The organism is Azoarcus indigens, from assembly GCF_004361735.1.
Taxonomy (GTDB): Bacteria; Pseudomonadota; Gammaproteobacteria; order Burkholderiales; family Rhodocyclaceae; genus Azoarcus; species Azoarcus indigens.
Genome location: NZ_SNVV01000016.1, coordinates 50,969 through 76,230, shown reverse-complemented (window position 1 = coordinate 76,230; position 25,262 = coordinate 50,969). Strand labels below are relative to the sequence as shown.

General features: G+C 69.6%; 24 protein-coding genes. 8 read left to right on the top strand and 16 right to left on the bottom strand.

Annotation, left to right across the window (positions count from 1 at the left end; all coding sequences use genetic code 11):
* Nucleotides 1–8 precede the first annotated feature (8 nt).
* Nucleotides 9–641, bottom strand: coding sequence for a DUF2946 family protein (locus tag C7389_RS17195; protein ID WP_246034845.1), 633 nt, complete (start codon nt 639–641; stop codon nt 9–11).
* Between the two features lie 98 nt (nt 642–739).
* Here C7389_RS17195 and C7389_RS17190 point away from each other — a divergent pair, with 98 nt between their 5' ends.
* Entirely contained in the window at nt 740–2,221 is a 1,482-nt protein-coding gene (locus C7389_RS17190; protein ID WP_133593741.1) for an NYN domain-containing protein, read from the top strand.
* Nucleotides 2,222–2,529: 308 nt separating this feature from the next.
* Here the strand turns inward: C7389_RS17190 and C7389_RS17185 are convergent, their stop codons facing one another.
* Both C7389_RS17185 and C7389_RS17180 read right to left on the bottom strand, forming a co-directional pair.
* Entirely contained in the window at nt 2,530–2,967 is a 438-nt protein-coding gene (locus C7389_RS17185; RefSeq protein WP_162851772.1) for a CBS domain-containing protein, read from the bottom strand.
* A gap of 357 nt (nt 2,968–3,324) precedes the next feature.
* Nucleotides 3,325–3,765 (bottom strand): GatB/YqeY domain-containing protein, encoded by a 441-nt coding sequence (locus C7389_RS17180; RefSeq protein WP_133593737.1) that lies wholly within the window; start codon nt 3,763–3,765, stop codon nt 3,325–3,327.
* A 148-nt stretch (nt 3,766–3,913) separates the two neighbouring features.
* On the opposite strand from C7389_RS17180, the gene C7389_RS17175 reads away from it, so the two are divergent.
* Complete coding sequence (locus tag C7389_RS17175) at nt 3,914–4,960, top strand: NAD(P)H-dependent flavin oxidoreductase (RefSeq protein ID WP_133593735.1); 1,047 nt, start codon at nt 3,914–3,916, stop codon at nt 4,958–4,960.
* A gap of 430 nt (nt 4,961–5,390) precedes the next feature.
* Here the strand turns inward: C7389_RS17175 and C7389_RS17170 are convergent, their stop codons facing one another.
* Complete coding sequence (locus tag C7389_RS17170) at nt 5,391–6,533, bottom strand: enoyl-CoA hydratase/isomerase family protein (RefSeq protein ID WP_133593733.1); 1,143 nt, start codon at nt 6,531–6,533, stop codon at nt 5,391–5,393.
* A gap of 237 nt (nt 6,534–6,770) precedes the next feature.
* Between C7389_RS17170 and C7389_RS17165 the strand changes: the two genes are divergently transcribed.
* On the top strand, nt 6,771–7,079 hold the full coding sequence (locus tag C7389_RS17165; protein ID WP_211342523.1) for a hypothetical protein: 309 nt from the start codon (nt 6,771–6,773) through the stop codon (nt 7,077–7,079).
* Here C7389_RS17165 and C7389_RS17160 read toward each other — a convergent pair.
* The 5 genes from C7389_RS17160 to C7389_RS17140 form a co-directional block, all read right to left on the bottom strand.
* Complete coding sequence (locus C7389_RS17160) at nt 7,031–7,741, bottom strand: GGDEF domain-containing protein (protein ID WP_133593731.1); 711 nt, start codon at nt 7,739–7,741, stop codon at nt 7,031–7,033. The two genes, C7389_RS17165 and C7389_RS17160, sit on opposite strands and share 49 nt — an antisense overlap.
* Before the next feature lie 4 nt (nt 7,742–7,745).
* Nucleotides 7,746–8,147, bottom strand: a complete 402-nt coding sequence (locus C7389_RS17155) for a DUF1987 domain-containing protein (protein WP_246034844.1) — start codon at nt 8,145–8,147, stop codon at nt 7,746–7,748.
* A 4-nt stretch (nt 8,148–8,151) separates the two neighbouring features.
* On the bottom strand, nt 8,152–8,700 hold the full coding sequence (locus C7389_RS17150; protein ID WP_133593729.1) for a SiaB family protein kinase: 549 nt from the start codon (nt 8,698–8,700) through the stop codon (nt 8,152–8,154).
* A gap of 84 nt (nt 8,701–8,784) precedes the next feature.
* Nucleotides 8,785–10,017 carry a SpoIIE family protein phosphatase gene (locus C7389_RS17145; RefSeq protein ID WP_133593727.1) on the bottom strand — a complete coding sequence of 411 codons (1,233 nt, stop codon included), beginning with the start codon at nt 10,015–10,017 and terminating at the stop codon, nt 8,785–8,787.
* A gap of 362 nt (nt 10,018–10,379) precedes the next feature.
* Entirely contained in the window at nt 10,380–10,925 is a 546-nt protein-coding gene (locus C7389_RS17140) for a flavodoxin (RefSeq protein ID WP_133593726.1), read from the bottom strand.
* Nucleotides 10,926–11,179: 254 nt separating this feature from the next.
* On the opposite strand from C7389_RS17140, the gene C7389_RS17135 reads away from it, so the two are divergent.
* A complete protein-coding gene (locus tag C7389_RS17135) occupies nt 11,180–11,797 on the top strand; it encodes a 3'-5' exonuclease (RefSeq protein ID WP_133593724.1) in 618 nt (205 codons plus the stop codon).
* A 30-nt stretch (nt 11,798–11,827) separates the two neighbouring features.
* Here the strand turns inward: C7389_RS17135 and C7389_RS17130 are convergent, their stop codons facing one another.
* Complete coding sequence (locus C7389_RS17130; RefSeq protein WP_133593722.1) at nt 11,828–13,309, bottom strand: aminotransferase-like domain-containing protein; 1,482 nt, start codon at nt 13,307–13,309, stop codon at nt 11,828–11,830.
* A gap of 190 nt (nt 13,310–13,499) precedes the next feature.
* On the opposite strand from C7389_RS17130, the gene C7389_RS17125 reads away from it, so the two are divergent.
* A complete protein-coding gene (locus C7389_RS17125) occupies nt 13,500–13,976 on the top strand; it encodes a hypothetical protein (protein WP_133593720.1) in 477 nt (158 codons plus the stop codon).
* A 169-nt stretch (nt 13,977–14,145) separates the two neighbouring features.
* On the opposite strand, the gene C7389_RS17120 is transcribed toward C7389_RS17125, so the two are convergent.
* The 6 genes from C7389_RS17120 to C7389_RS17095 form a co-directional block, all read right to left on the bottom strand.
* Nucleotides 14,146–14,382: a hypothetical protein gene (locus C7389_RS17120; RefSeq protein WP_133593718.1), complete on the bottom strand. Its 237-nt coding sequence runs from the start codon at nt 14,380–14,382 to the stop codon at nt 14,146–14,148.
* A 175-nt stretch (nt 14,383–14,557) separates the two neighbouring features.
* Nucleotides 14,558–17,101 carry an EAL domain-containing protein gene (locus C7389_RS17115; RefSeq protein WP_133593716.1) on the bottom strand — a complete coding sequence of 848 codons (2,544 nt, stop codon included), beginning with the start codon at nt 17,099–17,101 and terminating at the stop codon, nt 14,558–14,560.
* 192 nt (nt 17,102–17,293) lie between these two features.
* Nucleotides 17,294–17,671: a DUF350 domain-containing protein gene (locus C7389_RS17110; protein ID WP_133593714.1), complete on the bottom strand. Its 378-nt coding sequence runs from the start codon at nt 17,669–17,671 to the stop codon at nt 17,294–17,296.
* Nucleotides 17,672–17,678: 7 nt separating this feature from the next.
* Entirely contained in the window at nt 17,679–18,812 is a 1,134-nt protein-coding gene (locus C7389_RS17105; protein ID WP_133593712.1) for a glutathionylspermidine synthase family protein, read from the bottom strand.
* 1 nt (nt 18,813) lies between these two features.
* A complete protein-coding gene (locus C7389_RS17100; RefSeq protein ID WP_133593710.1) occupies nt 18,814–19,200 on the bottom strand; it encodes a DUF1190 domain-containing protein in 387 nt (128 codons plus the stop codon).
* Nucleotides 19,201–19,405: 205 nt separating this feature from the next.
* Nucleotides 19,406–22,879 (bottom strand): patatin-like phospholipase domain-containing protein, encoded by a 3,474-nt coding sequence (locus C7389_RS17095; protein ID WP_133593708.1) that lies wholly within the window; start codon nt 22,877–22,879, stop codon nt 19,406–19,408.
* Between the two features lie 255 nt (nt 22,880–23,134).
* On the opposite strand from C7389_RS17095, the gene C7389_RS17090 reads away from it, so the two are divergent.
* The 3 genes from C7389_RS17090 (at nt 23,135) to yghU (ending at nt 25,262) form a co-directional block, all read left to right on the top strand.
* Nucleotides 23,135–23,401 carry a hypothetical protein gene (locus C7389_RS17090; RefSeq protein ID WP_133593706.1) on the top strand — a complete coding sequence of 89 codons (267 nt, stop codon included), beginning with the start codon at nt 23,135–23,137 and terminating at the stop codon, nt 23,399–23,401.
* 162 nt (nt 23,402–23,563) lie between these two features.
* A complete protein-coding gene (locus C7389_RS17085) occupies nt 23,564–24,043 on the top strand; it encodes a carboxymuconolactone decarboxylase family protein (protein WP_133593704.1) in 480 nt (159 codons plus the stop codon).
* A 346-nt stretch (nt 24,044–24,389) separates the two neighbouring features.
* Nucleotides 24,390–25,262: a glutathione-dependent disulfide-bond oxidoreductase gene (gene yghU / locus C7389_RS17080; protein WP_133593701.1), complete on the top strand. Its 873-nt coding sequence runs from the start codon at nt 24,390–24,392 to the stop codon at nt 25,260–25,262.

The window sequence follows — 25,262 nt, the reverse complement described above, 5'->3', positions numbered from 1 at the left end:
GTGGGGGATCAGCTGGCGCGGGGCGCCGGATTGAAGCGGAATACCGCCGGCGCGTCCGCGCGGCTCAGGGTCTGCACCGGCAGGTCGCGCCACCGCAGCAGGGTCTGGCCTTCGAGGGCGGCGAGCAGGGCTTCGTCGCTGGCGGGGCTGCCGTCGGCCAGCTGGCATTCGGCGAGCAGGGCGGCAAGGTCGCGGTCGTCCACCAGCGCCGGGCCGGCGGCGGTGGCGAGCAGCATGTTGCCTTCCTCGTCCAGCCAGACGCCACTGATGGCGCCCGCATCGTCGCTGGCATGGGTGTGCAGGCTGCCGTCCGGCTGCAGGCGCAGCACCAGTGGCATGTAGTCCAGTGCGGCGTAGACCTTCTGCGGGCCGTTCTGCACGAACCAGTTGCCGGCGTCGTCGTGACCGTAGTAGCGGTCGAGGAAGGCGCGCAGGCCGGCGTGGATCACCGCCTCGCCGCGCAGCCGCCAGGTGCCGCGGCGGTCCAGCGACAGCCAGTCGTAGCAGGCGGGAACGTTGGGCCAGGGCGGGGAAGCGGGGGTGTTGGTGGGGTTCGACATGGTGGCGGCGGTGTCGGTCTGGGCCGTCGAGCATAGCGCGCGGCGGCCGGGCTGCGAAGGAGCGGCTATCATGACGGCCATGAAGGCGGTGCCGCAGCGGCGCCGCGGGACGATTGCCGGCGCCGTTCGATGCGCCGGCCCAGGTAGCGCTTCGGTTGCCGAATCCAAAGGAGAAAAAGATGGCTTCATCCCATGACAACGCCAGCATGGCGGTGTTCTGCGACTTCGAGAACGTCGCGCTGGGCGTGCGGGATGCGAAGTACGAGAAGTTCGATATCAAGCGGGTGCTGGAGCGCCTGCTGCTGAAGGGCAACATCGTGGTCAAGAAGGCCTATTGCGACTGGGAGCGCTACAAGGGCTTCAAGGCGGCGATGCACGAGGCCAACTTCGAGCTGATCGAGATCCCCCACGTGCGCCAGTCCGGCAAGAACTCGGCCGATATCCGGCTGGTGGTGGACGCGCTGGACCTCTGCTACACCAAGCAGCATGTGGATACCTTCGTGATCATCAGCGGCGATTCGGACTTCTCGCCGCTGGTGTCCAAGCTGCGGGAGAACGCCCGCATGGTGATCGGCGTGGGGGTGAAGCAATCCACCTCCGACCTGCTGATCGCCAATTGCGATGAATTCATCTTCTACGACGACCTGGTGCGCGACCAGCGCGCGGCCAAGCGGGATACGCCGGAGGCGCGGGATGCGCAGCCGGCGCGGCGGTCGCCGGAAGAGGACAAGCGCCGCAAGGACGAGCTGGAGGCGCGCCGCAGCAAGGCCATCGAGATCGCGGTGGAGACCTTCGAGGCGCTGCTGGCCGAGCGCGGCGACGGCGGCAAGATCTGGGCGTCCATGCTGAAAGAGGCGATCAAGCGCCGCAAGCCGGACTTCAACGAGTCCTACTTCGGTTTCCGCGCCTTCGGCAACCTGCTGGAAGAGGCCCAGTCGCGCGGCCTGCTGGAATTCGGCCGCGACGAGAAGTCCGGCACCTACGTCTATCGCCGCGCTGGCACCGCCCCCGCGCTGCCGGCGGCACCGATGCCGCATCCGCTGCCGGAGAACAAGGGCGAGGCCGAGCAGGACCCGGTCGCGTGGGATGCCGGTGTCAGCGAAGCACCGCCGGCGCAGGAGCGCGACCGCGGCGGCCGGCGCAACCGCGGCCGTCATCGCAACGAAGGGGGGCGCAAGCCCAAGGACGCCACTGCGGCGGCCAGCGAGGTCGTGGCGGAGGCGCCGGTGGTCGTGGTGGTGGAAGCCCCGGTGGCGCCCGCGGTGCCGGCGGCAGCAGTGGCGGAGAAGGCCGCCGCCAAACCGGCGCGCTCCTCCTCGCGCCGTCGCCAGCCGGAAGGTGAGGCCAGGGCAGAGGCGGCCGCACCCATCCCTGCAGCGGCCGCGGAGGCCGCGCCCACTGCGCCCAAGGGACGCGGTCGGCGGGCTCAGTCGAAGGCCTCCGCCGAAGCTCCCGCCCAGCCGGCCCAGGCGCCTGCCCAGGGGGCTGCCCAGGGGGCTGCTGAGGCCGCGCCCGCAGCGGCGAGGCCCGAAAGCGGCAAGACGCAGAAGTCCCGGGCCAAGGCAAAGCCGGCGGTGGAATCCGCGGAGGCGGAAGCCAAGCCGCGTACGTCCTCGCGCGGCCGCCGTCCGCGCAAGCAGGAGGCTGGCGGCGAGGGCTGATCGCCGCTACGCCAGCCCGGCCGCCGAAGCGCAATGCGCCGGGCTGGAGGCCGTCTCCAGCGATTGGATGGCCTGCCGCAGCGGGGTCGAGCCCCTCGCGCGGGCTCTGGAAGAGGCGGCGGGCGATAGCAGCCCGCCGCGCAGCCCCTGGGCGGCCTGTTCGGAGCGCGGCCGCATGGTCCGGAGCGGATGGCCGCGGCCTGCGGCTGAACCGGCGCGGCGCAGGGCCTTCCATTGTTTGTCCTCGTAGGCAAGGCGCCGTGCTGAACGTTTCCGCACGGCTGACGGTTTCCCGCCGTTGCATCGCCTCAGAGAATCACGGTGATCTCCTCCCGGCTCACCATCTGCTGCTCGAATTCCCGGGCGTCACACTGGAGCGCATCGCGCGGCGACAGGATGCCAACCGCGCGGCCTTGCGCGTCCACCACCGGCACATGGCGGAAACGGCCCTCGTACATCAGGTGCAGGGCGTGGCTGAAGGGCTTGTCTTCCGACAGGGATTCCGGCTCGGTGGTCATGATTTCACGCACAGTCACCTGATCCGGATCGCCCGCTTCGGCAACCACCCGGGTAACGATGTCGCGCTCGGAGCAGATGCCGAGCAGCGCGTCGTCATCGCCCACGACCAGCACCGCGCCGGTCTGGTGCTCCTTCATCATCCGCGCGGCGTTTTGCACCGAGGTGTCGCGCGCTACTGACAAGCAGGGGCGATGGTTGAGGATTTCTGCGATGGGACGATCGAGCATGATGGTTCTCCTTCGCTGGATGCGGCCGCAGGCCTGCGCGGTGCCGCCCCCAGGGGGCGGAGGGAATCCGAACGGGAAGAGGGCAGACGAAGGCGGCCGGGGTGATCGGGCCGACGTGTTGCCGCCGCGCGGCAGACGCGCCATGTGTCCCTTACGACTGAAGCCGGGAAACCGCGTTCCGTAGCCGAAACCGGCGCTTACATAGTGGCTGCCGGCGGGGCGGGGAGGTCGGGCGCCGCCGCGCCTTTCCGGCGCGCCGGGGTTTGGGGCAGGGCGTCCCTCCCTGGCCAGGGAGGGCGCCGGGAGCGCGGGCCAACCCGGGCCTTTGCGGCGATCCCGGCCGGCCCAGGCGAACCATCAGCCCGCCAGCGCCTCGCGCACCCAGGCGTTGGCCTGCTTGGCGTCGAAGCCGGTGCCGAAGCGGGTCTTGAGGGCGCCCATGACTGTGCCCATGGACTTCGGGCTGCGGTCAGCCAGGCCGGCGACCGTCTCGGCGATGAAGGCCTTCACGTCGGCTTCGGTCGCCATCGGCGGCAGGTACTCTGCGAGGATGGCGGCTTCGTCCGCCAGCACCGCGCGGCGGGCCTCATCCTTGATCACCGCCAGCGCTTCCTGGTTGTTCTTGAGGAACTTGCGCAGGGTGGCCTGCACTTCGTCGTCGGTGCTTTCGCGGTTGCCGGCGTTCTTGCCCACCATCTCGGCTTCGGCGATCAGGGTGCTCAGCAGCGTGGCGCGCACGGTTGCCGCGTTCTTGCGCGCGACCAGCGCGTCTTTCTTCAGTTGGGCCAGCAGGCTCATGAGGGACTCCGGTGAAAGGACTACCGCCGGCCGGACCGGACCGCGCGGCTCAGCCCGCAAGTCTAGCGCAGCGGCGGGCGCCGGCGGCTTTGCCGGTGTGCCAAAGCGGATTACGCTGCGCTGTCCCCTCAGACAGGAGAGATGCGAGATGCCGATGTTGTGCGAATTGCTGGGCAGCGAACTGTCCCTCGTCCAGGCGCCGATGGCCGGTGTGCAAGGCAGCCGGCTGGCCCTGGCGGTGTGCGCTGCGGGGGGCGTGGGCTCGCTGCCGGCGGCGATGCTGACGCCCGATGCGCTGGTGGCCGAACTGAGTGTTTTGCGCGAGCAGGCCGCCGGCCCCTGGAACGTGAATTTCTTCTGTCACCAGCCGCCGGCCGCAGATGCGGCGCGAGAGGCGGCCTGGAAGACGAGGCTGGCGCCGTACTATGCCGAGTTCGGGCTGGAGCAGGCGGCGCCGGCGGGCGCCGGCCGGCAGCCCTTCTCGGATGAGATCGCCGAGGTGCTGGAAGCCTTCCGCCCGCCGGTCGTCAGCTTTCACTTCGGCTTGCCGGCGCCGGCGTTGCTGGCGCGGGTGAAGGGCTGGGGCAGCAAGGTGTTGTCGTCCGCCACCACGGTGGCAGAGGCGCGCTGGCTGGCCGAGCGCGGCGCGGACGCGGTGATCGCCCAGGGCCTGGAGGCAGGCGGCCATCGCGGCCATTTCCTGGATCATGACCTCAGCCTGCAGCGCGGCCTGTTCAGCCTGCTGCCGCGCATCGCGGACGCGGTGAAGCTGCCGGTGATCGCCGCCGGCGGCATCGCCGACGAGCGCGGCGTGCGAGCGGCGATGGCGCTGGGCGCTGCCGGCGTGCAGGTGGGCAGCGCCTTCCTGCTGTGCCCGGAGGCGGACACCAGCGCCATTCACCGCGCCGCGCTGAAGAGCCCGGCGGCTGCGCATACGGTGCTTACCAATGTGTTCACCGGCCGCCCGGCGCGGGCCATCGTCAACCGGCTGGTGAGCGAGCAGGGGCCGCTGGGCGAAGCGCCGGCCTTTCCGCGGGCAACCGCCTTTGCCGCACCCTTGCGCACTGCGGCGGAGGCAGCCGGCAGCGGCGATTTCTCGCCGATGTGGGCGGGACAGAATGTGACGGCGGCGGGGGAGGCGGGGGCCGCGGCCTTGGTGCGTCGCCTGGCGCCAGAGTGTTGCGGGGTGGGGTGATTGCCGGCGGGGGGCTGCTGCCGGGCAGTCGTTGCGGCTGTAGTTGGGAGGTCCTGGCTCCATGCGTCTCGGCCTCTTCCGCAGCGCATGGGAATCCACGCAAGTTGTGGGGATTGCTAGGTTTTTTTCTCGTGAGGGAGGGGATGGGCAGAGGGGGGCTGCGGCGCTCAAGCGACCGCTGGCGCCCTGGCGGGCGCTCCCCCTCCCCGGCCCTCCCCTGCGAGGGAGGGGGCAGGACTTGCCCCTTGCGAGGCGGGTGCTGGCCATGGGGCCTTGGTGATTGCTGCAAGGAGGGTGAAAGGCATGGCTTCCACGGTTCGCTGCCCGCAGCACTATCGGCGCCAGCGGCGTTTCCTGATGCGATCTGCTTCAGCGGCAGGCTGATCCAGCGACCAGGCCCGACTGCGCAGCGACCCGGCGGCGCTGCACCTCACTCCTTCACCCGGCCCAGGTCGGCCAGCGGATGCTCCCCACTGAAGCGCGCCCGCAACACGTCCTCGGCGTAGCCCTGCGGCACTTGCTCCAGCGCGGTGTATTGCCAGCGCGGCTGGCGGTCCTTGTCGATCAGCAGGGCGCGCACGCCTTCGATGAAGTCCGGCCGGGCGGTGGCGCCGAGGGAGGCTTGATATTCCAGCCGGAACACTTCCGCCAGCGACAGCTGGCGGGCCTGGTGCCACAGGGTGGCGGAGAGCACCGCCGAGCTGGGGGCGCCGTGGGTGAAGGCGCGGCCGGCGGCGGCGAGCCAGGGATCGGCGTCGTCGGCGAGCTGGCGCAGGCGGGGGGCGATGGCAGCGAGGTCGGGCAGGCCGCCGCCGGTGGGCCCGATGGCGTGTTCGATGCGGTTGAAGTGACGGTACAGCGGCGCAGTGGCGATGTCGTCCGGCAGCGCGCGGGCCTGCAGCAGGCGGCTGAGCTGGGTGCGGTCGGCCTGGGCTTCGCCGCTCCAGCGGGTGGCGGCGAGCGCGGCCAGCACATCGTCCAGCGCCCCGTCGGCGAGGATGAAGTCGGCCAGGCCGGCGAAGCGGGCGCTGGCGGCGTTCAGCGCGGCGCCGGTCAGCGCCAGGAAGAGGCCGCCGTGGCCGGGCATGCGCGGCAGGAACCAGCTGCCGCCGACGTCCGGGTACAGGCCGATGGTGATCTCCGGCATGGCCATGCGGGTGCTGGGCGTGGCGACGCGGTGGGAGGCGCCGGCGAGCAGGCCGATGCCGCCGCCCATGACGATGCCCTTGCCCCAGCACAGGATAGGTTTGGCGGCGGTGTGGATGCGGTAGTCCAGCCGGTATTCGCGTTCGAAGAAGTGGGCGGCTTCGGGCACCGGCCTGCCGCCGGCGGCCTTGATCGCGCGGTACAGCGCGGCGACGTCGCCGCCGGCGCAGAAGGCCTTGCCGCCGGCGCCGTCGAGCAGGATGCCGACGATGGCGGGGTCGGCCAGCCAGGCGTCCAGCGCGGCAGCCAGGCGGTCGATCATCGGCAGCGTCAGGGCATTGAGCGTCTTCGGGCTGTCCAGGGTGGCATGGCCGAAGCGGCGGCCGCAGGCGGTGGGGATTTCACGCAGGCTGACGCAGTCGTTCATCGGGAGGCTTCCAGGGCGGGGGAAAGCCGGGACTGTAGCAAGGTGGCGCGATGGCGGGTGGTGGGGGCGGGAGTTGCGCCAGCTGTCGCCCCTGCGGGGCGCCCTCTCTCCCCGGCCCTTCCCGCGAGGGGGAGGGAGTGGGACTGCCGTGGGGGGGCTGTCGCTTGTCGGTTCGATGCTGGCGCCTGTCGTTAAGGCATGCGGAGAAATACGCTTGACGGGCGCCGGCGAGGACGAATGCTGAGCGCCATCGCCATCGCCATCGCCATCGCCATCGCCATCGCCATCGCCACCGCCATCGCCATCGCCATCGCCATCGCCATCGCCATCGCCATCGCCATCGCCATCGCCATCGCCATCGCCACCGCCATCGCCATCGCCATCGCCATCGCCATCGCCATCGCCATCGCCATCGCCATCGCCATCGCCATCGCCATCGCCGGGGATGGCTCAACTTGCGATCCGGCGTTCCAGCTCACGATAGGCGGAACGCCAGTTCAATCCGCTGTCACCACCCGGTTGCGGCCTTGTTGTTTGGCTTCATAGAGGGCGGCGTCGGCGCGGCTGTAGAGCTCGTCGAAGGGGGTGCGGCGGGCGGCCCAGCTGACGCCGAAGCTGGCGGTGACCGGCCATTCGCTGAGCTCGGCCAGCGGCTCCGCGTTGAGGCTTTCGCGGATGCGCAGGGCGGTGGCGTGGGCGCCTTCGAGGCCGGCCCGGGGGTGGAGGATGGTGAATTCCTCGCCGCCGATGCGGCCTATGCTGTCGCCCTCGTCCAGGATGGTCTGCACCCGCCGGATGAGGCTGCGGATCACCGCGTCGCCGGTGGGGTGGCCGAAGCTGTCGTTGATGCGCTTGAAGTGGTCGATGTCGATCACCGTCAGCGCCACCGGGCCGGCGTCCAGCGCGCGCTGCACCCGGTCGATGATGGCGCTGCGGTTGTAGATGCCGGTGAGCGGGTCGTGGGTGGCCTTGTATTCCAGCGCGCAGGCGAGGTCCTGCAGTTGTTCGTTGAGGCGGTTGAGTTCGCGTTCGGCGCGGTCGCTGCGGGAGATCAGGCGGTGGGATTCCCGCATCATGCGCGCGTAGTGCTCCGCCAGCGCGGCCAGGGCCTGGCGGTAGATCTCCGCATGCTGGTTTTCCTGCGCGGCGATGGCGCGAGCCTCGCAGAGGATGGCGTTCTCGTGTGCGAACAGCTCGGTCGAAGACATCGTGTCAATCCGCCGGGTGGGCGTGGAAGGCGAGCGCCGGGAAATCGATGTGCAGTTCCTCGCCGAACTCCTCGGCGATGTCGTCTTCCCGGTCGTGATGCCAGTGCAGGGCAATGCGGTGGCCTTGTTCGGCGGCCTGGTTGAGGGTGTCGAAGAGGCCGAACAGCATCTTGGTGCTGGAGCTGTTGAAGTAGCTCAGGGCAACATGGACTTCGACCTGCTCCCCACCCTGCAGGCCGGCCACATAGGCTCTCAGCCCCTCGGCGAGGGGGCCGTAGAAGGCGGCGGCATTCTCCGGGTAGGACTCGCCTTCCAGCCGCAGCTGGTGGGCGTCGTAGCGGAAATCCACCAGCGGCGTGCTGGCGGTGGCGGGGAGGTGGAGGTTGTCCATGTGGGCGCTGCTCATGGTCTCAGATGATCGCTTTCAGATAGAACATGGCCTTGCCGTCGGGGCCACCATTGCGGAATGAGGACTGCAGCGGCGCGCTGGCGTCGCGGGCCACGGTGAGGAAGCCCAGGTCGGCGCCCTTGCTGCCCGCGGGCGTCTGGGCGCGCAGCGAGACCTTGTAGGCCTGCTTGATGTCTTCCAGCGACATCTGCGACAGGCTCTCCAGGCGGCTGCGCAGGCGCTCCAGCTCGGCGGCTTCCACCGGGTTGGCGCACAGCAGGAAGTAGTGCTCGCCTTCCCGGCCTATGCACACCGAGCCGTAGCGGATCTCCCCGTCCTGCGGGCTGGGCAGGCTGGCGGCGGAGTAATGCACGATGTTCTGCGCCATCTCGACGAAGGAGGAGAACAGCCGGCGGCGGGTGCTGGCGGGCACGCCGTTGGTCTCCAGGTGCAGGCGCACCGTCTCGGCCATGGTGCTGATGATGTTCTGCGAGAAGTAGCCGACGTAATAGAACAGCACCTCGCGCTGCTGCGCGTAGTCGAGGAATTCGTAGTATTTCTGCTCGGTCATGGGCTGGGCGTGGGGAAGGGGCGCCTGGGCGCGATGTTGGTCTTGTCGGTGCGTATGGGCGGGCGGCATGGGGAAACCGGGCGCTCAGGCGCGCCAGCCCCAGAAGGTGAGATCGTCGCGGCGGATCTGGCTGCCCTGATAGTCGCGGTGCTCCTGCTGCAGGGTGCGGGCGAGTTCCGGCATCGGCAGTTCGCGGCAGCGGTCGAGCAGGGCGAGCAGGCGGCGCTTGCCGTACATGATGCGGCGCTCGCCGCCGACCTGGTCGGTGAGGCCGTCGGTGGCGGCGAACAGCAGGTCGCCGGGCATCACCGCGCGTTGCTGGCTGGGCCAGGCGTAGCCGTGGGGTGTTTCGATGTAGCCCACGCCCATGCGGTTGCCGGCCAGTTCGACCGGCTCGCCGCCGTTGGCGGGCAGCAGGTAGGCGGACAGGCGGGCGCTGCTCCAGCGCATCACGCTTTCGGCGCTGTCCAGGCACACGATGAGCGCGTCGCAGCCGTCGTTGGAGGCGGGCGTGCCGTCGGCGCGGCCTTCGACCTGGCCGAGCGCATCCTTGATGCGGATGTTGATCTCGCCTAGCAGGCGGTCCGGATGCATCGGGCCGTGCAGCGCCAGCGCGCGGTCGAGCGCGGAGGAGAAGATCAGCGTCATGAAGGCGCCGGGCACGCCGTGGCCGGTGCAGTCGGCGATCACCGCCAGCCAGCCGCGGTCGTGGCGCATGAAGTAGTAACAGTCGCCGCCGACGTGGTCGCGCGGCTCCCAGGCGAGGCAGCTGTCGGCCAGCGCCGCCGTCATCGCCTGGCGCGAAGGGGTGAGCATGGCGCTCTGGATCACGCTGGCGTATTCGATGCTCTGCACGATCTGGCGGTGCTGCAGCGCATGCATCTCGGACACCGCCCGCATCAGGTCTATGCCGAGGCCGATGCCGAGGTAGCGGCCGCCGGCGGTGATGATGAAGCCGTCGGCCAGCGCCTTCTCGCCATAGGCCACCGCCAGGTCGGCCATCTCGTCTATGCCGGTGGCGGCGTCCACAATCAGCGGGCTCTTGTCCATGAAGGCGATGCAGCTCTTCCTGTCGTACAGCTCGCGGTGGAAGGGCCGCACGATCTGCGACAGGAAGATGTGGCGGTTGATGAGGCCGAAGGGGCGGCCATCCTCCACCACCGGCAGGCTCACCAGCTCCTTGTGGGCGGTGAACAGCTTCAGCACCGTTTCGTTGTCGCACTCAGGCGAAACGCTGGCTATCGCCAGGCAGAGGTCGCCGGCGCAGGGACGGCTGCCGAGGGGAGCGGTGGTGGCACGGACGGGGGCGGCGAGCATGCTTGTCCTGAAGGCACGGGGAGTTGGCGCCCGCCAAGGGTAGCCCTGCTTTATTACGCTTTAGTTATATCCGCCGGCCAGGTTCCGCAGGCCGGCGAAGAGCGCCGCGGAGGAGTCGCGCCGGGTTCAGCAGGGGCGTGCTCGAGGAGGAAGCGGGACCACAGGGGCCGGCTTCAAGCGCCCGGCGCGGAGATCCGCAGCCGGGAGGCATGGAAAAAGATGCGCCCCGTTCGCCAGGAGGGGGGCGAACGGGGCGATCAGGCGGCTGGCCTGCCTCGGAGGAGGAGGGCGAAGCAGGCCGTGCCAGCCGGCGGAGGGTTGCAGCTACCACGCCTCCCCACCGCCGGGACGCGGGGCTGCGCTCAGAGCGGCAGCTGGAAGTCGGGCGCGATCTGCTTCAGCCAGGTGCTGAGGCGCTCTTCCGTGAGGTCGGACTGGTTGTCCAGGTCCAGCGCCAGGCCGACGAACTTGCCGTCCTCGCCCACTGCCTGGGAGGTGGTGAAGTCGTAGCCGTCGGTGGGCCAGGAGCCAACGATCTTGGCACCGCGATCGCTGAAGAAGTCGTAGAGGAAGCTCAGCGCATCGACGAACTCGTTGCTGTAGCCCACCTGGTCGCCCAGGCCGTAGAGGGCGATGGTCTTGCCGTCGAAGCTGATGTCTTCCAGCTTGGGCAGGAATTCTTCCCAGCTCTCGGCTTCGGCTTCGGAGGAGAGGCCGGGCAGCTGGCCTTCGCCCAGCGTCGGCGTGCCGAGGATGAGGAAGTCGTAGGCGGCGAAGTCTTCCGGCGTGACGCGGTTCACGTTGAGCGGATCGGCCATCGTGTCGTCGTCGAAGCGCTTCTTGATCTGCTTGGCGATCTTGCGGGTGTTGCCGGTGTTGGTGCCGAAGAAAAGGCCGATACGTGCCATGGGATGTTCCTTCTCGGTTCTATGGATGAAAGCGGCAGGCGGGCGCATGGCGGCGCCACTGACCATACGGAGGCGGAGCTTTCCGCCTCCCTCGTACGGCATAAAGCACTATGCGTGCCTGTCTGCGCGAGAGCCGGCGGAATCCGCTTCAAGTGCGCCGCAGTAGCGGGTATCGTTCGCGCCTTCCTCCTTTTTTACCGCGTTGGCCGGGCTCGTGCGCCGCCGTCGGCGCGGTCTGCTTTCCTGGAACCGCCTTGAGCAGCTACGCAGTTGTCGACTTTGAAACAACCGGCATGACGCCGGAGCAGGGCGCGCGCCCTACCGAGATCGCGGTGGTGCTGGTGCGCGACGGCGCGGTGGTGGATCGTTACCAGAGCCTGATGAACGCCGATGCGTGGATTCCGCCGCAGATCCAGGCCCTTACCGGCATCAGCAACGCCATGGTGAGGGCGGCGCCGCGGGTGGAGCGGGTGATGGCGGAGGCGGCGGATTTTGTCGGAAACCTGCCATTGGTCGCACACAACGCAGCTTTCGACCGTAAGTTCTGGGACGCCGAACTGTCGGCGCTGGGCCGCAGCCGGGCGGGCGATTTCGTCTGCTCGCTGATGCTGGCGCGGCGGCTGTTCCCGGATGCGCCCAACCACAAGCTGGGCACGCTGGTGCGCACCCTGGGCCTGCCGGCCACCGGCCGTTACCACCGCGCGCTGGCGGATGCCGAGGCCACCGCCTACCTCTTTCTGCGCATTGCAGAAGAACTGCGCCAGCGTTACCGCCTGGCGCGGGTGGAACATGAGCTGCTGATGCGCATCCAGCAGACCGCCCGCAGCGGCCTGGCGCGCTGCATAGCGCGCCATGTGGCGCGAGCGGGCTGAGCGGGATTCCCGCAGCCTGCGGTGGCGGGATCAGCGCCCGGCGCCGTCCAGCAACTGCGCGGTGAGCGCCCCCAGCCGGCGCAGCGCGGCATCCAACTCCGGGCTGTAGGGATGGCCGCAGCCGATGCGGATGAAGTGATCGAAGCGCTGGGAGTTGGAGAACATGGACCCCGGCGCGATGCGGATGCCGGCCTGCAGCGCATGCTCGAACAGCAAGCGTGAGGGCAGGCCACCGGGCAGCTCCACCCACAGCATGGCGCCGCCGTCCGGCAGGCTGAGCCGGGTGCCGGGCGGAAAGCTGGCGGCCACCGTGTCCGCGATGCGTTCGCGCTGTTCGCGCAGATGCTCCCGCAGGCGCTGCAGGTGGCGGTCGTAGGCGCTGGTGGCCATGAAGCCGGCGGCAGCGATCTGCGACCATTCCTCGTTGTGCCGGCTCTGGGCGAACTTCAGCATCGCCACCCGCGCCTGCCAGCGCCCGGCGGCCATCCAGCCCAGGCGCATGCCTGGTGCCAGCGTCTTGTTCAGCGAGGCGCAATAGATGATGTTGCCGCTGCGGTCCCAGGCCTTCAGCGCCTTCGGCGGGGTGGTGCGGCAGTGCATGTCGCGGTAGGGGTCGTCCTCGATCACCGCGATGCCGTTGCGCTCGCACAGCGCCGCCAGCGCCGCCTTGCGGCCGTCCGGCATGATGGCGCCCAGCGGGTTCTGCAGGTTGGGCACCACCACCACCGCCTTGATGTTGCCGTAGGTGGCGATGGCCAGCTCCAGCGCCTCCAGTGAGATGCCGCTGCTCGGGCTGGTGGGAATCTCCAGCGCGCGCATGCCCAAGCTCTCCAGCACCTGCAGCAGGCCGAAAAAAGTGGGCGATTCCACCGCCACCGTGTCGCCCGGATTGGCGACCGCGCGCAAGGCGAGGTTCACCGCCTCGATGCCGCCATGGGTGACGATGACCTCCTCCGCCGTCATGCGGATGCCGGCATCCAGCGCCCGGCGGGCGATCACCTTGCGGAATTCCGGGTTGCCGTTGGGCGAGCCGGGCGTGGTCAGCAGCGTGGGCGACTGCCGCAGGCAGCGCAGCACCGCGTTCTTCAGCGCCTCGGTGGGGTAGTGCTCCGGCGCCGCGGTGGCGCCGCCGAGATTGAGCGCCGCCGGATAGCGCTGGCCCTGGGCGATGACGGCGGACACGGTGGCGTGGATGCCGACGAAGGCCGCCGGGTCTGGCGCCTGGTCCTGCGCCGGCTCCACCACGCCAGGCAGGCGGGCACGCAGCCGCCGGCGCACGAAGTAGCCGGAGCGCGGTCGCGCCTCCAGCCAGCCCTCGTCCTCCAGGTGGCGGCACAGCTGCAGCGCGGTGGACAGGCTCACCGTGTGGCGCTGCATCAACATGCGCACCGAAGGCATGCGGTCGCCCGGGCGCAGCGTGCCGTCCTCGATCGCGTCGCGGTAGGCGGCGGCGAGCTGGCGGTAGAGGGGCTGCGCAGAGGCGGGGGGCGCGGCGGTCGCGGTGGTATCCATGGTCAGGAATGATGGCGGGCGACTGTGGGCGGCGACAGATACAGAACGGGCCGAAGCGGACCATAACAGACTGGCGAAAAGGCCATCTGTTGCGGTTCACATTCTAGTTCCCTGTGTCTGTTGCGGCTGGCGGCCGGCGCCTAATCTGGTGCCGTCCGAAACAGCCGGGCCCAGCCCGCCGGAGTTCATCATGCGCCGCCAGTTCCTCTCCAGCCCATCGCCCTTCAGCCCCTTCATCCCCCTGTTCGCCCCGCTGCGGCTGGCCGTGACGCAAGCCGTGCCCAAGGCCGCTGCGAACTCGGCGGTGGAACTGCCGGCCGGCGGCCTGACCCAGCTCTCGCTGCCGGAAGGCTGCCTGGTGGTGGCCGCCGAAGGCAGCTTGCGGCTGGACTACCTGGCCTTCGACCCGGCCTGGCTGGGCGAGGCGCCGCCCCGGCGCAGCCTGCGGCTGGCGGACGGCGAAGCGCATGCGATGCCCTGGGCCGGCTGGGTGGAGATCGTTGCCACCGAGGGCGCGGCGCGCTGCGTGCTGTTGCAGCCGGCCAGGCGCCGGGTGCTGGCCTGGCTGGCAGCGGTGGGACTGGCGCTGACGGCGGCGGCGCGGGCGGGTGGGCAGGCGGCAGTCGCGGCGTTCAGGGAGGTTTTGCGGCGGGAAGGTGTGGCTTAGCGGCAGCGGGGGAGGAGGGCGTGAGCCCGCGGGGCGACTGCCATCCACGTTCGGGCTCAGCTATCGGAGCTTGGGTCGTTGCACCGGAGCCTGATCATCGCCCCCTGGCTGGCGCATCCTGGCCTGGGCGGCTGGCCCGAACCCGGCCGGCCCGGTCAAGCGCCTGGCCCTAAACATCGCCCCGCTCCTCCCTGGCTACCGCGGACAAGTCCCGCAAATACCAGCCGGCATAGCCCAGGCCGGCGAGGGCGACCAGGGCGCTGAAGCGCAGGGTGTTGTCGAAGGGCACGCCGGCCAGCAGGTTGGCGACGACCACGTAGCCGAGATAGAAGGCGGCGACCAGGCCGGCGACGATGCGGATGAGGGCGAAGGTCTTGCGTTGGCGCAGGGTGGGGCGTGCAGTCATGGCGTCGGGCGGAATGTTCCGGTGGCGTCGGGGGCCGACAGCATAGCTTTACTGCGGCCGGCTGGGGATGGCGCTTGCAATTGGCCTATGCGTGGCGCCTTGCGGTCGGCAGAAAGCGCCCGGCCGGCGGGTGCCAGGTGCCGCGCCCTGCGCATCTAAGCGCCCTGCCCGCCGCCTACAGGGCGTGCTCCCGCAGCCAGCGTTCCAGTTCGGCGGCCGGCAGCGGCGGCGAGAACAGATAGCCTTGGGCGACGTGGTAGCCCTGTGCCTTCAGCAGTTCCTGCTGGGTGCTGTCCTCCACGCCCTCGGCGACCACGGTGAGGCGCAGGCTGTCGCCGATGCGGATCACCGCGTTGGTCAGCGCGCGGGTGGCTTCATCCCGCGCCAGATCGCGCACGAAGCTCTTGTCCAGCTTGAGTTCGCTGACCGGCAGGCGGCGCAGGTAGCCCAGGCTGGAGTAGCCGGTGCCGAAGTCGTCCATCGCCAGCCGCACGCCCTGGGCATGGATGTCGCCCAGGGTTTTCATGGTGCTGGGGTTGGTGTCCATCAGCAGGCTCTCGGTGATCTCCACCGTGAGGTCCGAGGCCGCGAGTGCGTGGGTGCTCAGGGTGTCGGCGATGAGCTGCGGCAGTTCCAGGTTGTGGAAGTTGGTGGCAGAGAGGTTGACCGACACCGCCGGCACCGCCAGCCCGCGCTTGCGCCAGTCGGCCAGCTGGCGGCAGGCCTCGCGCAGCGCCCAGTCGCTCAGTTCGCCGATCAGGCCGCACTCTTCGGCCAGCGGGATGAAGCGTATGGGCGGGATGTTGCCGATCTCCGGATGCGTCCACCGCGCCAGCGCCTCGACGCCGTACAGATGGCCATCCTTGAGGTCGATCTGCGGCTGGTAGTGCAGGTGCAGCTGCTCCTTGCGCAGGGCCTCCCGCAGCGCGGCTTCCAGCGCCAGGCGCTCCTGCGCCAGCAGGTTCATCTCGTTGCTGAAGAAGCTGAAGCGACCGCGGCCGCTGGTCTTGGCCTGGTACATGGCCATGTCGGCGCGGTGCAGCAGGGTGTCCATGTCGCGCCCGTTCTGCGGGAAGAGGCTGATGCCTATGCTGGCCGAGGGCGTGAGGGCGATGTCGCCGAGGTGGCAGGGGGCGGCGATGGCCCGTTGCAGCTGCTCGGTGATGTCGGTGGCGCGGCTGGCGTCGCACTGGGTGAGGACGACGACGAACTCGTCGCCGGACAGCCGGCCAACGATGTCCGAATCGCGTACGGTGGCGCGCAGGCGGGCGGTGACGGTGCGCAGCAGGTCGTCGCCGGCGGGGTGGCCCAGGGAGTCGTTCACCTGCTTGAAGCGGTCGAGGTCGATGAACAGCACCGCCAGGCTTTCCTGCTCGCGGTTGGCGCGGGTGATGGCCTGCTCGGCCTGAACTTGCAGCAGGCTGCGGTTGGGCAGCCCGGTGAGGCCGTCGTAGAAGGCGAGCTGGCGGATGCGGGCGCGGGCCTCTTCGCGCTCCAGCGCGATGGCGCACAGATGCACGCTTACCTCCACCAGCCGTTTGTGCAGCGGCGTGGGCCCGCGCCGGTCGTGATAGTAGAAGGCGAAGGTGCCCACCACCCGGCCGTCGCTGCGCTTGATCGGGCTGGACCAGCAGCTCACCAGGCCCAGCGGCAGTGCCAGGTGCTTGTAAGGCGCCCACAGCGGGTCGGTGGCAATGTCCGCCAGCACCGGCTCGCCGCGGAAGGCAGCCGTGCCGCAGGAGCCGACGCTGGGGCCGATCTCCACGCCATCCAGCGCGCGCGAGTAAGACTCGGGCATGCGCGGTGCGGCCAGTGGGCGCAGCTTGCCCTCGTTATCCACTTGCAAGATGGTGGCCACCACTTCCGGTGCGATGCGCTCCACCTCGCGGCAGATCAGCGTCATCACCTCCGGCAGCGGCTCTTCCTGCACCAGGGCCGCCAGTACCTTGTGCTGGAGCACCTCGTGCATCTTGGTGTGGGTGATGTCGGTGTAGATGCCGACGGTGTTGCTGAGCCGGCCGCCGGCATCGACGATGGGGTTGAGCACCACGGAGCACCACAGCGGGCGCTCCTGGCTGTCGCACACCAGCTCGTCGGAGCGGTAGCTGCGGCCGGTGGCGAGCTGGGCGTGGACGTCGCCGAAGTGGGTGCGCGGGCAGTGGGCCGAGGAAAACAGCAGATCGCGTGGCTGGCGGCCGATGACTTCCTGCGGCTGCCAGCCGAACATGCGGGTGAAGCCGCTGTTCACATGGACGATGCGGTGGTCCGCGTCGGTGATGACGACCGCGCTGTCGGTCTCATTGAGGCCGAGGGAGAGCAGGCGCAGGGTTTCGTTGAGGCGGCGCTGCTCGGTGATGTCTTTGACGAAAGCGGTATAGAGGGTGCGTTCGGGCAGTTCCACCCGGGAGATGGACATCGCGCCCCAGGCGGTGTTGCCGTCCGGCCGGTGTATCGGCACCTCCAGCGGCTTGCCGACCAATGCGTCCAGGCTTTCTGCCGCCGCCGTTTCCACTGCTTCGCAGCTGGGGGTGACGAGGCCCTGAGCGAGCAGCACATCCAGGCTGTGGCCTATGACTTCGGCGCGCTCCAGGCCCCAGAGGCGCTCCGCGGCGGCGTTGAAGAGCAGTACCTTGCGGTCCGCTCCCAACATCGCCACCGCATCCACGGTCTGTTCCAGCGTGTGGGCCAGGATTACTGCTGCGTCTTGTATGTTGGGCATGGCGCCGCCGTCGTGCAGGGGAAGATACGGTTTCCCTTTCGTAATAACCGAACCGTATGACCACTATGGTGCGCCTGAATCGGCGTGGCGTCATCTGCGCCAGCGCTCGCCATGAGGCAGATCGCACGCCTTGCCCGGCCACCGGGCATTGCGGCCGGTGGCGCATGCCGCTGGCACCTTTGCGGCGGCGCTTTATTCGCTGATGCAGATGCCGTTGAGGAGGCCGATCGCGACCGCCACGCCCGCCATCAGGATGGCGGAGGCGTTGCAGCGTTGCTCGATGCGCTCGGCGAAGCGGCGCAGCAGGCCGAACACCAGCAACTGCACCACGCCGGTGATGACGGCCCACTTCACCATCTCCAGCAGGTCGTGGGTGAAGTAGATCGCCGCCATCAGCGGGAAGGTGAAGCCGAGCAGGGCGCCGGTGAGGGTGATGGCGGCGGCGGTGTTGTTCTCGCGGATCAGGGCGAATTCGTTGTAGGGCGTCACCCGGGTGTAGACGGCGGTGAAGGCGGCGAGCAGGGCGGCGGCGGTGCCGAAGTAGCTCAGGAAGGCGAGGAGGGCGTCCATGGCGTTCTCAGTCGAAATAGTGGGGAACGAAGCGGGCGAGGTTGGTGGTGATGGGCGTATCGTCTTCGCGTATGCACATGCCGGCGGCCTCGTCGCCCACCACCCAGGCGCCGATCACCGGGTAGCCGGGGCCGAAGCGGGCGAGGGGGTGCAGCGCCTGGTAAATGTGGCCCTCGGCGCCGTAGGGGCCGCCATCGCTGTGGTGCAGTTCGCCATTCTCGTACAGCTCGATGTTGGCGCCCTCGCGGGAGAACAGCGGCTTGCGCGCGTAGGAGGCGAGGCGGCCGGGGGTGAAGTGGGCTTCCAGCAGATTGGGGTGGCCGGGGTTGCGTTCCCACAGGATGGGCAGCAGGCCCTTGCAGGAGAGCAGCGCCTTCCACATCGGCTCGACGAAGCGGGTGCTGCAGCCGGGAATGTGCTCGCTGAAGGGCTCGCGCATCAGCCATTCCCAGGGGTAGAGCTTGAACAGCGTCTGCAGCGGCCGGCCGGCGAGGTCCACGAAGGCGCGCAGCAGCGGATCCCAGCCGATGTCTTCCATGTAGATGTGGCTGGTGCCCAGCCCGGCCTGGGCGGCGGTGTCCATCAGGTAGTGGGTGCAGACCCAGTCTTCCTCGTTGTCCGCCACCGAGGCGAAATCCACCTGGGCGAGGCCTGCGCCGGCGATCGCCCGCCAGCGCGCCACCAGTTTCTCGTGTACCGAGTTGAACTGGTCCAGCTCGCGGCCGCTGGCGGCGCGGTATTCCTCCAGCCAGTACCACTGCGCCACCGCGGTTTCGAGCAGGGAGGTGGGTGTGTCGGCGTTGTACTCCAGCAGCTTGGGCGGGTGGTGGCCGTCGTAGGCGAGGTCGAAGCGGCCGTAGAGCGAGGGCTCGCCGCGGGCGAAGGCGTCGGCGATGGGCTGGTGGAAGGCGGCGGGGATGCCGAGCTGGTCGAAGCGGTCGCGCTCGATGACGAAGCGCGCCGCGTCCACGCACAGGGCGTGCAGTTCCTCGGTGGCGGCTTCCAACTCGTCGATCTGGGCGGCGCTGAAGGCGTAGCAGGCGTTCTCGTGCCAGTAGTCGTCCCAGCTGTGGAAGGAGAAGCCGATTTGCTCCAGCCGCTGGCGGTAGTCCTTGCGGGGGGCGATGTCGAGGCGGCGCATGTCAGCCCCCGGACGAGGCGTGGGCGCTGCCGCCGAAGCCACCGCGCACGATGCCGGCGGACTTCATGCCGACGGCGTTGCGGGGCGCGCCGTTGGCCACGTTGGCATAGGGCACCGCGCGCCGGCTGCCATCGGCATCCACCGCGATGGGGTAGCCGCGGTCGCGGTCCCAGTAGTAGCGCGGGCCGTAGTAGACATAGCGGCCGCCGCTGCCGGCGCTGCCATCGCCGCTCTGGCAGTTGCGATAGTCGTACCCCCAGTCGCGGCGGCAGTCTTCCAGGCTGGCGTAGCGCGCCTGTTGCAGCGGGTATTCCGGGCTGCAGCCCGCCACTGCGGTGGCACCCAGGGTGCCGAGGATGACCAGACGAACCCGCTGCGAACGCTTCATGCCCATGCCCGATGAGTAAGGAAGCCCGGCCGGCGTCGGCGCGGGCGGGAAAAGGGGGCGGATTATGCGGCGGCGATATCCGCCGGGCAAGGGCAGGGAATGCAGGAGAGAGCCGGACGGCGTGTTCGGGCTGGCATGTTGCCGCCTCCGCCCCGCGATCTGCTGGCCGCGGGGCGTGCCGCAAGGCGGGGGACGGCGGACGGGCTCAGGGCAGCCAGATTTCGATCATGCCAGGGCGGATGTTGCGGTAGGACTGGGACAGGTCGCGCAGGGCCACCTGGCCAGTCAGGCCTTTGCGCACGATCCACTCCGCCAGCTCCCGATCCTCGGTGTGGTAGTAGATGACGGTGGGACGCTCGAAGCGCACCGGCGGTTTGCGCCCGCGGGCCTGGGCGCTGCGGGTGACGTTCTCTATGCCGGGCAGCTGGGTGCCCAGCAGGCCGGCGGCCTGCAGCGTGGCGACCACGGAGTCGGCGCGCGGGCGGGCATCTTCGGTGTAGATCTGCAGGTAGACCAGGGCGCGGGCGATGTCGGGCTGCTGCGCGGGTGGCGGCGGGGAAGTGGGGGGTGGCGTGGCCACGGGCGCATCGGGAGCAGCGGGAGTGGGGGCCGGCGGCGTGGGAGCGTGTGTTTGGCCTGCCGCCGCCGGCTGGTCGCTGCCGGAATGGGGGGCGGAAGTGGGGCTGCCCGCGGCAGCGCCGGCGGTGCTCAACTCGCCGCGGGCGCTGGCGCCGCCTGTGGCCGCGCCGGCCAGCGGTCTGTCCAGGCCCAGCGCGGAGGCCAGCTTGTCGGTGATCTCCAGCAGGGATTTTGCCTTCTCTGGCTTGATGAGGGCGAGGTCGGCGAGTTCCCGGCGCAGCATTTCCAGTTGGCCGGCGGCGGTGGGGCAGTCGCTGGTGCGGGTGCCGCACAGGGGTTTCTCGTCGGCCTTCTTTTCCAGCACGTCGATACGGGAGAGCACAAACTTCACCCGTTCCTCGGCGGCGGTGGCTTGCGACTTCTGGTAGTTGGAATAGAACTCGAAGCCGGTCCACAGCGCGATCACGATGGGGGTGTAGAGCGCGACCAGCTTGGCGGTGCCGACCGGCTTGGGGCTGTCTTCGGCCGGCTTGGGCGGCGGCGGGCGGCTCCAGTCGGTGCCGGTGAAGCCGGGATGGGCGGCGAGGTAGTCCTGCCAGGCCTGCGGCAGGGCGGCCAGCGGGCCGGCGAGCTGGCCGCCGATCAGCCGGCCGAGCTTGCGGGTGCTTTCCCACTGGGCTTCGTCATAGAACTGGTCGGCGGTGCTCTGCTGCGGGAAGGACGGGGCGCTGTCGGCGTAGTGGGCGAGGTCGGCCGGCAGGTCGGGCAGCAGGCGCGGCTTCACCAGCAGCAGCCAGCCGGGTTCGGGATCGTCGCGGTAGCCCACCCGCGCCAGGGCCAGCGCGGCGCCGCTGCGGGGAAGGCCGAGCGCCGGAGCGAAGAAGGCGGTGCGCCAGGGGGTGTTGCTCCACAAGGTATCGAGGTCGGCATCGCCGAAGAATTCGATCTCGGCATCGAAGTCGATGCGCGCCTTCAGCACCAGGTTGGTGAGGTCGTCGAAGCTGTAGTCCGGGTCGGCGCCGCAGTCGGCCACCACGATCTGCTTCAGCTTGCGCCGTATCAGCTCATAGGCGGCGGTGTTCTCGAAGTGGCCGCCGTCGGAGAGATACCAGTAGCGGTATTTGTCCGGGTTGAAGTTAGCGGTGAATTCGTCCATCAGCGCGCCGGCGGTGGTCGGCGTGCTGGTCTTCTCGCCGCTGCCGGAGCGCCACCAGTAGCCCAGCCTCACCCCCAGCAGACCGAGCAGCGCCGAGAAGCCCAGGCCGGTGCGCGGGCCGGCGCCGGTGGAGAAGGCGGCGCCGGAGATGGATACCCAGCAGCCCAGCGACAGGGCCTCGGCCTCCCGCCATCCGGCGGCGCGCCAGAAGGTGCGGCCGAGGTTGAAGCCGGCCGGTCCCACCGCCATGTTCCAGCCCTTGCGGTCGGGCTGGAAATTGCCGGTGGCGGAGTAGCGCGTCTGGTTCACGTTCACATTGATGAGATGCAGCGGGCCGCCGTGGCGGTGAGGGGCGTAAGCGGGCTCGCCCTTGCTGCCGCCGGACCCCATCGGCATGTCGTCTCCTTCAACCACGTCGGAGACCGGCTTCTGGCCGCTGCCGCGCACCGGCGTCTCCGACCAGGCGATGTCGCGCCTGCGGTTGCCGGCGCCCAGGTAGGCGCGGGTGAGGCGGGCGGCGTAGAACTGGTGCAGCGACGAGAGGTTGAGGAAGTCCAGGTTGCCGCGGTAGATCGCGAACATCAGCAGCAGGATGAACGCCGCCGCCAGCGCCAGCCAGCCGAGCGGGATCTGCTGCGACAGCTTGCTGCCGGCCACGCCATAGGCGGCCACGGCCCAGCCGAAGGCGACTAGCGTCATCAAGGCCACGCCGACCACGCCGATGACGCCTTTGAGACTACGCCCGGCGGTGCTGTTGCCCAGCTTGTTCACGCCGGAGGACAGATGGGTCGCGAGGGCGCGCAAGGCCGTCAACAAAGCGCCGGTGAGGCCGGCACCCAGCAGCGGCAGGTCCGTCTTGTTCTCCACCACGCGCAGCGTGAGCAGCGCCAGGTCGTCCAGCAGGGCGAGGCCGGAGCTGGCGAACAGATAGAGCAGCAGGCGCGAGGAGAGCTTGGAGAGCCGGTTGCGGGCGTGGGCGAGGGAGTCGGACCCCAGCCGGGTGAGGAGCAGGATGGGCAGCGTCGCCAGCGCGGTGCCCGCCAGCATCAGCAGGCCGCGGCCGCGTGGCTGGCACTCGTGCCAGAAGACCGTCGGCGGGCTGCCCAAGGCCGGGCAGCCCGCATCGGTGAACCACAGGAGGGCGAGCGGGCCTGCCGCCAGGGCCAGGGCGACGAACACCTGGAACCAGGCGCAGCCCTTGTCGCGCCGTACCATCCAGTAGCTCCAGGCGGAGGAAATGAACAGCATCAGCGCCAGCACCGCCAGGCTCCACAGCGGCCCGGCCTCGTAGTGCGGCTCGGCGGCCTGGACCAACTCCGGCGCAGCGGTGGCGGTGAAGGCGCTGCGCAGCCAGGCGAGCAGCATGAAGGCGCTGAAGAAGATGACGGCGAGGAACACATGCACCGACAGCAGGTTGCGCAGGTAGACCGCGGCGGCGAAGCGGCGGTCCTTGCCGCCGTGCGGGGCGAGGTAGCGGCCGTTGTCGCGCAGCCAGCGGATGATGGGCGCCTCGTCGCTGGCCAGCTTGCGTTCCACGTCCTGCGCCACTGCCAGCGGCGAAGCCTTGATGTTCTCCTCGCTGGCGCGGTGGTACAGCCGGCCGAGGAAGCTGCCGATATAGCCGCCGCCGGACACGGTGGAGAGATAGCCGAATGGCTTCAGCAGCCCCTGGGCCGCCAGCGCCTGGAGCAGGCCGAGGTTGAAGGTGGCGCTGCGGATGCCGCCGCCGGAAAGCGCCAGCCCGGGGCTGCCGGATACCACGTGCCCGCTCGGTACGGCGCTCCTGGGCTGGGCCTGCGCCCCGGCGGGCAGGGATGGCGCAGCTTGTGCAGGCGGAGTGGCGCTGAGGCGGTTCTCCAGCAGCCAGGCTTCTTCCCTCGCCTGTTCGGGAGCGAAGTAATGGACCGGGATGGGGGCGGCGGGGGCAGGGGTCGGGTCGGGCATGGGCATTCCGCGAACGGGCCGGCGCGCGCCATCGCGGGCGGCGGGCCGGCGTCATAGATGTTTTGTGGAACGGACTCAGGCCTTGCGTGGCGGGCGGAAAGTTCCGGGTATGCGTTTCGCAAGGCGGTTTTGAAACATAGGTAGGCGGGCTGGCGGCCGGCATCCCCCAAACGGGTTAGGGTTACCGTCGGCGTGGCGCGTCCGCGGCATGTGAGCCGCGGCGCCGACTCGAGAACGGGGAGGAGAGGGATGACGATGTTTGCGGTGCTGGGGCTGCTGGTGGGCTTCGCCGGGCTGATTGCCTTCGGGCCGCTGGCCGCCGCTTTTGTCCTGCTGTTGCTTGGCCTTGCGCGCAGGCGCAAGTCGCGCGGCGATGGCGGAGACGCCCCGGGCAACGCGGCGATGGCCAGCGCCGGCGGCGACTCGATGAGGGACGGTTGCCACGCCGCGGATGACGGTAGCGCGGGCGGCGGAGAGGGAGGAGATGGCGGCGGTGGAGATGGCGGCGGAGGCGGTGACTGAGGTGCTGACTGAGGCCGCCGGCATGCGCTTCATGGCCTAGCGGAAAACGCCGGATTTGGCCCTGTGATGGCCTGGCCGCCGGGGCCATCATCCTCTCCGACACCCGCTGCCTGCGGTGCCGAACACGCAGGCGGCAGATCTTCCAACAGAACGGAGCGTGCCATGAGCCAGCGTATGAACTACTTCCAGGTTTCCGCCGAATTCGCCAAGAAGTACATGGACTTCAACCTTGCGTTGAAGAAGAAGGCTGTCATCCAGGAATTCGAGCCCCTGGTCACCATTCGCGCCTCCCAGATCAACGGCTGCGCCTTCTGCCTGGACATGCATGTGAAGGAGGCCAAGATCCACGGCGAACGGGAACTGCGCCTGCACCACATCGCCATCTGGCGCGAATCCGGCCTGTTCAACGCCCGCGAGCGCGCCGCGCTGGAATGGACCGAGGCGCTGACCACGCTGCCGCCCCACGGCGTGCCGGACGAGATCTACGAGCGGGTGCGCACCCAGTTGAGCGAGGAGGAGTTGTCCGACCTCAGCTTCCTGGTCATCGCCATCAATGGCTGGAACCGCCTGAGCGTCGCCTTCCGCGCCGAGCCGGGGTCGGCGGACGCGGCGTTCGGGCTGGACAAGGCGGGCCTGTACTGAAGGCTGAAAGGGCGGGCGCTGGCGATGCACTTCGCCGCCTTGCGCGCCTGCCCGAGGGCGCGGACCGCAGCCATCTGCGGAACGGGTCTTCCGCCACCATCCCGCGCAAAAGCGCTTGCTCCGGCGATACGCCGGGCGCCATCGCGGGGCAGCCCAAAGCCAGCCCTGCCGTCTTGCAACCCACCGCCCTACCCGCAGTCACACCTTTCGCGACGCGGCGCCGAAGCGCGCCGCGGGCCGCCAGCGCAAGCCCACCCGGTTGCCCTGAGGAAGCCGGCCTGTTAAACACCGGCTTCGCCCGGCGCGCGCCGCGGCCAATTCCCCAATTCCGAGAGGGCCAGAACAAATGTCCGATACCCCTTATACGCCCCCAAAAGTGTGGCAATGGGAAACGCCCAGCGGCGGTGAGTTCGCCAACATCAACCGGCCGATCGCCGGACCCACCCACGACAAGGACCTGCCGGTGGGCAAGCACCCGCTGCAGCTCTATTCGCTGGGCACGCCCAACGGCGCCAAGGTCACCATCCTGCTGGAAGAGCTGCTGGCCGCCGGCCATGCCGGCGCCGAGTACGACGCCTGGCTGATCCGCATCAACCAGGGCGACCAGTTCGGCAGCGGCTTCGTCGAGGTCAATCCCAACTCCAAGATCCCGGCGCTGCTGGACCGCAGCGCCAGCCCGCCGATCCGGGTGTTCGAGTCCGGCTCCATCCTGCTCTACCTGGCGGAGAAGTTCGGCGCCTTCCTGCCGGCCGAAGTCGCCGCGCGCACCGAGTGCCTCTCCTGGTTGTTCTGGCAGATGGGCAGCGCGCCCATCCTCGGCGGCGGCTTCGGCCACTTCTACGTCTATGCACCGGAGAAGTACGAGTACCCGATCAACCGCTACACCATGGAAGCCAAGCGCCAGCTCGACGTGCTGGACCGCCGCCTGGCCGGCCAGCGCTACGTGGCCGGTGCCGGGTACACCATCGCCGACATCGCCATCTGGCCCTGGTACGGCGCGGTGGTGCTGAACGAGGTGTATGGCGCGGCGGAGTTCCTGGACGCCCAGCGCTACACCAATGTGCTGCGCTGGGCGCGGGAAATCGCCGAGCGCCCGGCGGTGAAACGCGGCCGCATGGTCAATCGCACCTGGGGCGATCCCGCCGGCCAGCTCCACGAGCGGCACGACGCCAGCGACTTCGAACTGCGCACGCAGGACAAGCTGGCGCCCGAGGGCTGA